The following is an 8,361-nucleotide window of genomic DNA, read 5'->3' on the forward strand; positions in this document are numbered from 1 at the left end:
CCCGCGCGCCGGGGCCGTCCGAGGGCTCGGCCAGGCGGGGCACGGCGTCGCCGATCGCGTAGCCGGTGAGGTACATCTCGGAGGTCACCAGCAGCTGGGCTCCACCGGCGGCGGCGCGCGCGGCGGCGTGGTCGAGGGCTTCGAGATTCGCCGTCACGTCTCGGGGAGTGCCGGAGCTCTGGAACAGGGCGGTACGCAACGACGGCATGGCTGACCTCGGGCGGGGCGGCGGGGGACGTATCCGAAGGTACGTTTCGCGCGCCACCGTCGACAAGGCGCGAGTGTTGCGCATCGACCGTCGATCCGTTGCGCCCTCGGGCCCTTCTGCGGCGATTCGTTGCGTACGGCGTCGCCGCAGGTCAGAAGGGTGATCCAGGTCTCAGTCCGGAGGTCCGGGGCGGGCCGCTCCCGACCGGCCGGGGCGGGCCCGACTCGCCCGGCCGGGGCGGGCCCGACTCGCTCGGCCGGGGCGCCTCAGACGTACCGGCGGACCAGCGGGGAGAGGACGAGGACGGACTTCGTCCGCTCCACGTAGGGTTCGCTCGCGATACGTTCGAGTACCTGCTCGAAGTGGCGCATGTCCGCCGCGAAGACCTGCACGACGGCGTCCGCCTCGCCGGTGACGGTGGAGGCGGAGGCGATCTCCGGGTAGCGCGAGAGTCCGCTCCTGATCGCCTCGGGAGAGGTGTTGCGGCTGCAGAAGATCTCGATGAAGCCCTCGGTCTCCCAGCCCAGCGCCGAGGGGTCGACCCGCACGGTGAACGCCGTGATCGCCCCCTGCTCGCGGAGCCGGTCGACGCGGCGTTTCACGGCGGGCGCGGACAGGCCTACGAGGGCGCCGATGTCGGCGTAGGAGCGTCGGGCGTCCTCGGCGAGGGCGTGGACGATGCGTTCGTCGAGTTCGTTCAGGCGCACGTCGGGCGGTTCACTTCTCTGCGAGGGCTGGTGCGGGGGCGGTGGTGCCGCCCCCGCAGTAGACCACGGGCGCCCCTCGCCGGGGCGCCCACCGCAGGGCGGGACGATCTCGCGGAGTGGTCCCGCACGGCGATTGCCGCGCGACGGTCAGAAGGGGAACCGCGTGCGGCCCCGCTGGATCGAGATCCACTTCTGGGTGGTGAAGGAGTCGATCGTCGACTCGCCGTTGAGGCGGCCGAGGCCCGAGTTCTTCACGCCGCCGAACGGGACGATGGGCTCGTCGTTCACGGTGCCGTCGTTGATGTGGATCATGCCGGTGTGGATGCGCTGTCCGACCCGGACCCCGCGCTCGATGTCTCCGGTGTGCACGGCGCCGCTGAGGCCGTACGGGGTGTCGTTGGCGATCCGGACGGCCTCGTCCTCGCCGTCGAAGGGCACGATCAGCGCGACGGGCCCGAAGATCTCCTGCTGGAGCACGGGAGAGTCGGCGGAGAGGCCGGTGAGCACGGACGGGCTGACCAGGTTGCCGTCGGTGGTGCCCCGCAGCAGCGCGGTGGCACCGCCGGCGACGGTCTGCTCCACCAGCTTGGTGACGGCCTCGGCCTGCGTGGAGTTGATCAGCGGGCCGATCTGGGTGGCCGGGTCGGCCGGGTCGCCGACGGTCAGGGAGGCGACCTTGGCGACGAACTTCGCGGTGAACTCGGCTTCGACGGAACGGTCGACCAGGATGCGGTTGGCGGCCATGCAGACCTGGCCCTGGTGGACGAAGCGGCTGAAGACGGCGGCGTCGACGGCGTAGTCCACGTCCGCGTCGTCCAGGACGATGAGCGCGCTGTTGCCGCCGAGCTCCAGGACGACCCGCTTGAGGTGGGCGGCACCGACGGTCGCCACGTGCCGGCCGACCTTGTCGGAGCCGGTGAAGGAGATGACCTCGGGGACCGGGTGCTCCAACAGGGCGTCGCCGATCTCGGCGATGTCGGTGACGACGACGTTCAGCAGTCCGGCCGGCAGACCGGCGTCCTCGAAGATCTTGGCGATGAGCGTGCCGCCGACGATCGGGGTGTTCTGGTGCGGCTTGAGGACGACCGCGTTGCCGAGGGCGAGCGCGGGGGCGACCGACTTCAGGGAGAGCAGGAAGGGGAAGTTGAACGGGCTGATGACGCCCACCACGCCGACCGGCTCGCGGTAGACGCGGTTCTCCTTGCCCTCGACCGGCGAAGGCAGCAGCTGGCCGGTGGGGCGCAGCGCGATCTGGATCGCCTCGCGGAGGAACTCCTTGGCGAGGTGCAGTTCGAAGGCGGCCTTGAGGCGGGTGCCGCCGAGCTCGGCGACGATCGCGTCACCGATCTCCGGCTCGCGCTCCTCCACGATCCGCAGCGCCTTCTCCAGCACACCGCGCCGGGCGTAGGCGTTGGTCTCGGCCCACGTCCGCTGGGCGCGCTCGGCGGCCCGGTAGGCCTGGTCCACCTCTTCGGCCGTGGCGACCGGGATGGAAGCGAGCTTCTCCCCGTCGAACGGGTTGAAGTCGATGATGTCCCAGGAGCCCTTGCCGGGCCGCCACTCGCCGTCGATGTACTGATGGGCCAGGTCAGTGAAGAAGGACATGAGATCCCTTACCGCAGAGTGGGCGGGTGACTGAACGGGACTCATATTACTTACGTCGCCGAGGAGTTGAAGCAACAGACCGGCCGACGAAGGACCTTGACCGGACAGCGGGGGTACGACTGTGCCCCCCGCGGTCGAACACCGCGAGGGGCACAGGAGTTGTTCGGATACCGAACGAGGAGGCGGATCAACTCCAGCTGGCGTGGAGGGGCTTGCCCTCCGCGTATCCGGCGGCGCTCTGCACGCCCACGACCGCCTTCTCGGCGAACTCCTCCAGGGAGGCGGCACCGGCGTAGGTGCAGGACGAGCGGACGCCCGCGATGATCGAGTCGATCAGGTCCTCGACTCCGGGCCGCGACGGGTCCAGGAACATCCGCGAGGTGGAGATGCCCTCCTCGAAGAGCGCCTTGCGGGCCCGGTCGTAGGCCGACTCGTCGGACGTACGGTTCTTGACCGCGCGGGCCGAGGCCATGCCGAACGACTCCTTGTAGTACCGGCCGTCGGCCGACTGCTGGAGGTCTCCGGGCGACTCGTACGTACCGGCGAACCAGGAGCCGATCATCACGTTGGACGCGCCGGCCGCGAGGGCCATGGCCACGTCGCGCGGGTGACGGACACCGCCGTCCGCCCAGACGTGCTTGCCGTACTTCTTCGCCTCGGCGGCGCACTCCAGGACGGCGGAGAACTGCGGCCGGCCGACGCCGGTCATCATCCGCGTGGTGCACATGGCACCGGGGCCCACGCCGACCTTGATGATGTCGGCGCCCGCCTCGATGAGGTCGCGCACGCCTTCGGCGGCGACGATGTTGCCCGCCACGATCGGGACGCGCGGATCGAGGGCGCGCACCGCGCGGACCGCGCTGATCATCGACTCCTGGTGGCCGTGGGCGGTGTCCACCACGAGGGTGTCCACGCCGGCGTCCAGGAGCTGCTGGGCCTTGCCCGCGACGTCTCCGTTGATGCCGACGGCGGCGGCGACGCGCAGCCGGCCCTCGGCGTCGGTGGCGGGGGTGTACAGGGTGGCGCGGAGCGCGGCCTTGCGGGTGAGGATGCCGACCAGCCGGCCCTGAGCGTCGACGGCGGGGGCGAGCTTGCGGTTGGCCGTGTCGAGCCGGTTGAAGGCCTCGCGGGGGTCGATGTCCGCGTCCAGCACGACCAGGTCCTTGGACATGACCTCGGAGAGCTGCGTGAAGCGGTCCACACCGGTCAGGTCGTGGTCGGTGACGACGCCGACCGGCTTCCCTTCCTCGTCCACCACGACACCCGCGCCGTGCGCGCGCTTGGGCAGCAGTGAGAGGGCGTCCGCGACGGTCTGGCCAGGGGCCAGCACGATCGGGGTGTCGAGGACGAGGTGGCGCGTCTTGACCCAGGAGATGACCTCGGTGACGACCTCGATCGGGATGTCCTGCGGGATGACGACGAGACCACCGCGACGAGCGACGGTTTCGGCCATCCGCCGGCCGGCGATGGCGGTCATGTTGGCGACCACCAGCGGGATGGTCGTCCCTGTGCCGTCGGGCGCGGAAAGATCCACCCCTTGGCGCGATCCGACCGCCGAACGCCCCGGAACCATGAAGACGTCGTCGTACGTGAGGTCGTACGGGACGGAAGGGGTGTCTGAGTAACGGCCGGTGCCAGGTTCGAGAAAACGCATGACACCCATGGTTCCACGGGAATCGCCGCAGGTCGCCCTGGAAAAGGCACAGCGATGGCCGCCATCGCTCGTAGATTCATACAGAGGAGCGCGGCGAGGGGCCGCCGGGCCCATACCCCGACCGGCGGAACCTACCCCGATCCGATGGCGCGTACACACCACCTTCAGACAATCGAACACTATTCGAACCTGTAGTGATCTTCCCTGCTGGACCAGGTGACAAGCAGTCAGGTAGTTTCACCATCCGCAGGTCTTGGGGGCACCCGGGGCATCGATGGAAAGTCCCTGGCCGCCCGTCACGCGAATGACCGGAGAGGACCCGGACCGCCCGTGGAAAGTGAACTGCCGGACATTTACTGCCCGTTCCCCCAGCGCACGAATCCGCACGTCGGGCACACCCGAAAGCACCTCGACAACTGGACGCGCAGCACCGGGCTGGTGCACCGTGAGTCCGCGCGCGAGCGGTTCGAACAAGCCGACTTCGCGGCCTTCGTCGGTATGGTCCACCCGACGGCGAACCCGGGTCAGCTGGATCTGGTGGCCGACTGGTTCGTCTGGCTGTTCCTCGTCGACGACCAGCTCGACGACGGCCATCTCGGCCGCGACCCCGAGCGGGTGCGGCACGTCGTCGCCCGGATGCGTGCCGTGGTGGACGGCACAGCCCCGGACCCCGAGCCCGGCGAGGACCTGCCCAGAGCCGTCGTGGCCCTGACCGATCTGTGGGAACGCACGATTCCGGACGTGCCCCCGCACTGGCGGACCCGCTTCGCCTTCCATCTGGTGGCGTACCTCACCACGGCCACCACCTGGGAGGCCGGGAACCGCGCGGAGGGCGTCGTCCCGTCCGAGGAGACGTACATCGCCAAGCGGCGTCACACCGGGGCGATCCACGTGTGCATGGATCTCATAGAGATCGTCGCGGGCATCGAGGCCCCCGAGTCGATCCACAACGACCCCCGGTTCATCACCGCGCTGGAAGCCTCGTGCAACGTGGTGTGCTGGGCGAACGACGTCTACTCCTACGAGAAGGAGCAGGTGCTCGGCGAGATCCACAACCTCGTCCACCTGGTCCGCCATCACCGCGGGCTCGGTGAGCAGGAGGCGCTGGACCTGGTCGCGGAGCGGATAGCCACGGAGACGGAGCGGTTCCTGACCGCGGAGGACGAACTCCTGGAGCTGTACCCCAAGCTCTCCGGCCTGCTGGTGCCGTATCTGGACGGCATGCGCAGCTGGATGCGCGGCAATCTCGACTGGTCCATGCAGACACCCCGGTACAACCCCGCCGACGTCAGCCAGTACGAGGAGCCCGGGCAGTACCTGGAGGAAACGGTACTCGGCATCGCGGCCGACCACGCGGGTCACGTCCGGCGCTGAGTTCCCCGGCCCTGCGGGCCGCGCTCGGGACCGAGGGCGCGAGGGCGCGAGAGTCCCGTCCGGTACGACGAAGAGGCCGGCACCCCCTCGCGGGGTGCCGGCCTCTCTTCGTGTGCGCAGCTCCGTTCTCGTGTACGGAGCTCCGTTCTCGTGTACGGAGATCCGTTCTCGTGTACGGAGATCCGTCAGTGGCCGTCCGGGTCGGCCCGCTCCAGGGCGGGCCGGATTCCGGCGGCCGACTCGGTCAGCAGGTAGTCGGCGGCGGCCGTGTCCGTCACCAGGCTGGTCACCAGGCCGGAGCGGAGCACCGCTCCGATCGCCGCGGCCTTGCGCTGGCCGCCCGCGATGGCGACGACCTCGGGGATGCGGCGGAGCCGGTCGGCCTCCACGGTGATGCAGCGCTCACCGAGATCCCGGCCGACCCGGCGCCCTTCGGCGTCGAAGAGGTGGGCGGACATCTCGGCCGCCACGCCGAGCGAGGCGTAGTGGGCGCGCTCGTCGTCCGACAGCATGTCGTGGACGGTGGAGATGCCCGGCTCCCACGAACCGATGGAGACCGCCGCGACGGTGACCTTGTCGAAGTAGTCGAAAGCGCGCGCGATACCCGTCTGGTTGCGGAGCGCGGCGGCGGTGGCCGGGTCCGGGAGCAGCATCGGGGCGTAGATGGGGTGCGCCTCGCCGCCGGAGACCTGGGCGGCCCTGCGGACCGCCTCCACCGAACCGCGCTCGGCCGTACCCGCGTCGTACACACCGGTCAGCTGGACCACCGTGCACGGCGGCAGCTGGTCGAGCGCCGCCGCCATGTGGATGGTGGACCGGCCCCAGGCCAGTCCGAGGACATCGCCCTCGGTCACCAGTTCGCCGAGCAGATCCGCCGCGACCTCGCCCAGGTTCTCCGGGTCGGGGGCGTCCTCCTGCTCGTCCGCCGGGGACTCCACGACGACGGCGTGGCGCAGCCCGTACCGGGACCGCAGCGCGTCGGAACGCTCCGCGTCCAGCTCGGCCGGCACCCGGATCTCGATGCGCACGAGATCACGTTCGAGGGCCGTCTCCAGGACCCGGGCCACCTTGAAGCGGCTGACGCCGAACTCCTCGGCAATCTGGATCTTGGACTTCCCCTCCAGATAGAACCGCCGAGCCATGGCCGCCGCCTGCACGAGCTCCGCGGGGCCCATCCGCATGGCTGACCGACCCGCCGAGATGCCAGACACCGCGATCTCCTCACTGCTGTTCACACGCCCGTTACGCCGTTCATCCTGTCAGATCCGGCGAACTTGATCGGCCTTGTCGGGCCGCGTTCATCTGCCCTTGGCTCAGTGGCCGCATGCCCAGGGCGCGGCGGCCGTCGCCGTCTCCGCCTTCGCCCGGAGCGCGCGCACCGCCGCGGCCGGGTCGGACGCCCCGTACACCGCCGAACCCGCGACGAAGACGTCGGCGCCCGCCTCGGCACAGCGCTCGATGGTCTCCTCGGAGACCCCGCCGTCGATCTGCAGCCACAGGTCGAGCCCGTGCTTGGAGATCAGGTCCCGGGTGCGGCGGATCTTCGGCAGCATGATGTCGAGGAACGCCTGCCCGCCGAAGCCCGGTTCCACCGTCATGATGAGCAGCATGTCGAGCTCGGGGAGCAGGTCCTCGTACGGCTCGATGGGCGTCGCCGGCCTGAGCGCCATCGACGCCCGGGCACCCTTGGCCCGGATCTCGCGCGCCAGCCGGACCGGGGCCGCCGCCGCCTCCACGTGGAAGGTGACCGAGCCGGCACCCGCCTCGACGTACTGAGGCGCCCAGCGGTCCGGGTTCTCGATCATGAGGTGGCAGTCGAGCGGGGTGTCGGTGGCCCGGCTCAGCGACTCCACGATGGGCACACCGAGAGTCAGGTTGGGCACGAAGTGGTTGTCCATCACGTCGACGTGGAGCCAGTCGGCGCCCTGCACCGCCTTCGCCTCATCGGCGAGACGGGCGAAGTCGGCGGAGAGAATGCTGGGGTTGATCTGGGCCATGCCCCAAGCCTGCCATGCTCCGGACCGCTTCCCCGCCACGGGGAGCCCCAAAGCCTCACGGGGTGGTCACGGTTCGGGCAACGCCCACCGCCGGGACCCGTTCGCCGGCCGGCCGGACGGTCAGCCCGTGCGCCGCAGCAGCGCGAGGTACATCGCGTCGGTGCCGTGCAGGTGGGGCCAGAGCTGGACGTCGGGGCCGTCGCCCAGCGCGGGGACACCCGGCATCAGGGGACGGGCGTCCACCCACTCGGCCTCGACCGGGTCGCCGCCACGCCCCTTCAGAACGTCCTCCACCACGGTCCGGGTCTCTGCGAGGTGCGGAGAGCAGGTCGCGTAGCCGACGACCCCGCCGACCCGTACCGCCTTGAGCGCCTCGCGCAGCAGTCCGCGCTGGAGCGGGGCGAAGCCTTCCAGGTCCTCGGGCCGGCGGCGCCAGCGCGCCTCGGGGCGGCGGCGCAGCGCGCCCAGGCCGGAGCACGGCACGTCCATCAGGATGCGGTCGAAGCTGCCGGGCAGCCACGGCGGGCGGGTGCCGTCGGCGGTGATCACCTGGTACGGGCCCGGGTTGCCGGCCAGTGCCCGCTCCACGAGCCGTGCGCGGTGCGGCTGCTTCTCGGCCGCGAGCAGGGCGGCACCCCGCCCGGCGGCGAGCGCGGCCAGCAGGGCGGCCTTGCCACCGGGACCGGCGCAGCCGTCGAGCCAGCGGGTGTCGTCGCCCTCCAGCGGGGCGTTGGCGTCCAGGCGCGCATGGCGATCCGCAGAGAGGCGAGGAAGCCCGCCGCCAGGATCAGGGGGCGGACCGGGCGGCCGGTGGGG

The 8,361-nt window shown here is 70.8% G+C and carries 7 protein-coding genes and 1 pseudogene; 1 reads left to right on the plus strand and 7 read right to left on the minus strand.

The window, feature by feature from the left end; all coding sequences use genetic code 11:
- From ACWD3D_RS28960 to ACWD3D_RS28975, 4 genes are all read right to left on the minus strand, one after another.
- Window positions 1-208: nitrilase-related carbon-nitrogen hydrolase (locus tag ACWD3D_RS28960; protein ID WP_451463731.1), on the minus strand; the 208-nt coding region annotated here is incomplete at its 3' end.
- Window positions 209-474: 266 nt separating this feature from the next.
- On the minus strand, window positions 475-915 hold the full coding sequence (locus tag ACWD3D_RS28965) for an Lrp/AsnC family transcriptional regulator (protein WP_451463732.1): 441 nt from the start codon (window positions 913-915) through the stop codon (window positions 475-477).
- Between the two features lie 147 nt (window positions 916-1,062).
- Complete coding sequence (locus ACWD3D_RS28970; RefSeq protein ID WP_451463733.1) at window positions 1,063-2,520, minus strand: aldehyde dehydrogenase family protein; 1,458 nt, start codon at window positions 2,518-2,520, stop codon at window positions 1,063-1,065.
- 187 nt (window positions 2,521-2,707) lie between these two features.
- Window positions 2,708-4,174, minus strand: a complete 1,467-nt coding sequence (locus ACWD3D_RS28975; RefSeq protein WP_451463734.1) for a GuaB1 family IMP dehydrogenase-related protein — start codon at window positions 4,172-4,174, stop codon at window positions 2,708-2,710.
- A gap of 330 nt (window positions 4,175-4,504) precedes the next feature.
- Here ACWD3D_RS28975 and ACWD3D_RS28980 point away from each other — a divergent pair, with 330 nt between their 5' ends.
- On the plus strand, window positions 4,505-5,548 hold the full coding sequence (locus ACWD3D_RS28980) for a terpene synthase family protein (RefSeq protein WP_451463735.1): 1,044 nt from the start codon (window positions 4,505-4,507) through the stop codon (window positions 5,546-5,548).
- 185 nt (window positions 5,549-5,733) lie between these two features.
- On the opposite strand, the gene ACWD3D_RS28985 is transcribed toward ACWD3D_RS28980, so the two are convergent.
- The 3 genes and pseudogenes from ACWD3D_RS28985 to ACWD3D_RS28995 form a co-directional block, all read right to left on the minus strand.
- Window positions 5,734-6,729 (minus strand): sugar-binding transcriptional regulator, encoded by a 996-nt coding sequence (locus tag ACWD3D_RS28985; protein WP_387373319.1) that lies wholly within the window; start codon window positions 6,727-6,729, stop codon window positions 5,734-5,736.
- Between the two features lie 132 nt (window positions 6,730-6,861).
- Window positions 6,862-7,545, minus strand: a complete 684-nt coding sequence (gene rpe / locus ACWD3D_RS28990; protein ID WP_451463736.1) for a ribulose-phosphate 3-epimerase — start codon at window positions 7,543-7,545, stop codon at window positions 6,862-6,864.
- Between the two features lie 120 nt (window positions 7,546-7,665).
- Window positions 7,666-8,361: pseudogene (locus ACWD3D_RS28995) on the minus strand (hypothetical protein); the annotation flags it as partial.

The sequence above is a fragment of the Streptomyces sp. NPDC002690 genome (assembly GCF_053592415.1).

Excerpts from the sequence above, each read along its gene's own strand:
- ACWD3D_RS28985 (WP_387373319.1), bottom strand. The coding sequence starts at position 6,729 with ATGCGGATGGGCCCCGCGGAGCTCGTGCAGGCGGCGGCCATGGCTCGG.
- ACWD3D_RS28975 (WP_451463734.1), bottom strand. The coding sequence starts at position 4,174 with ATGCGTTTTCTCGAACCTGGCACCGGCCGTTACTCAGACACCCCTTCC.
- ACWD3D_RS28970 (WP_451463733.1), bottom strand. The coding sequence starts at position 2,520 with ATGTCCTTCTTCACTGACCTGGCCCATCAGTACATCGACGGCGAGTGG.
- rpe (WP_451463736.1), bottom strand. The coding sequence starts at position 7,545 with ATGGCCCAGATCAACCCCAGCATTCTCTCCGCCGACTTCGCCCGTCTC.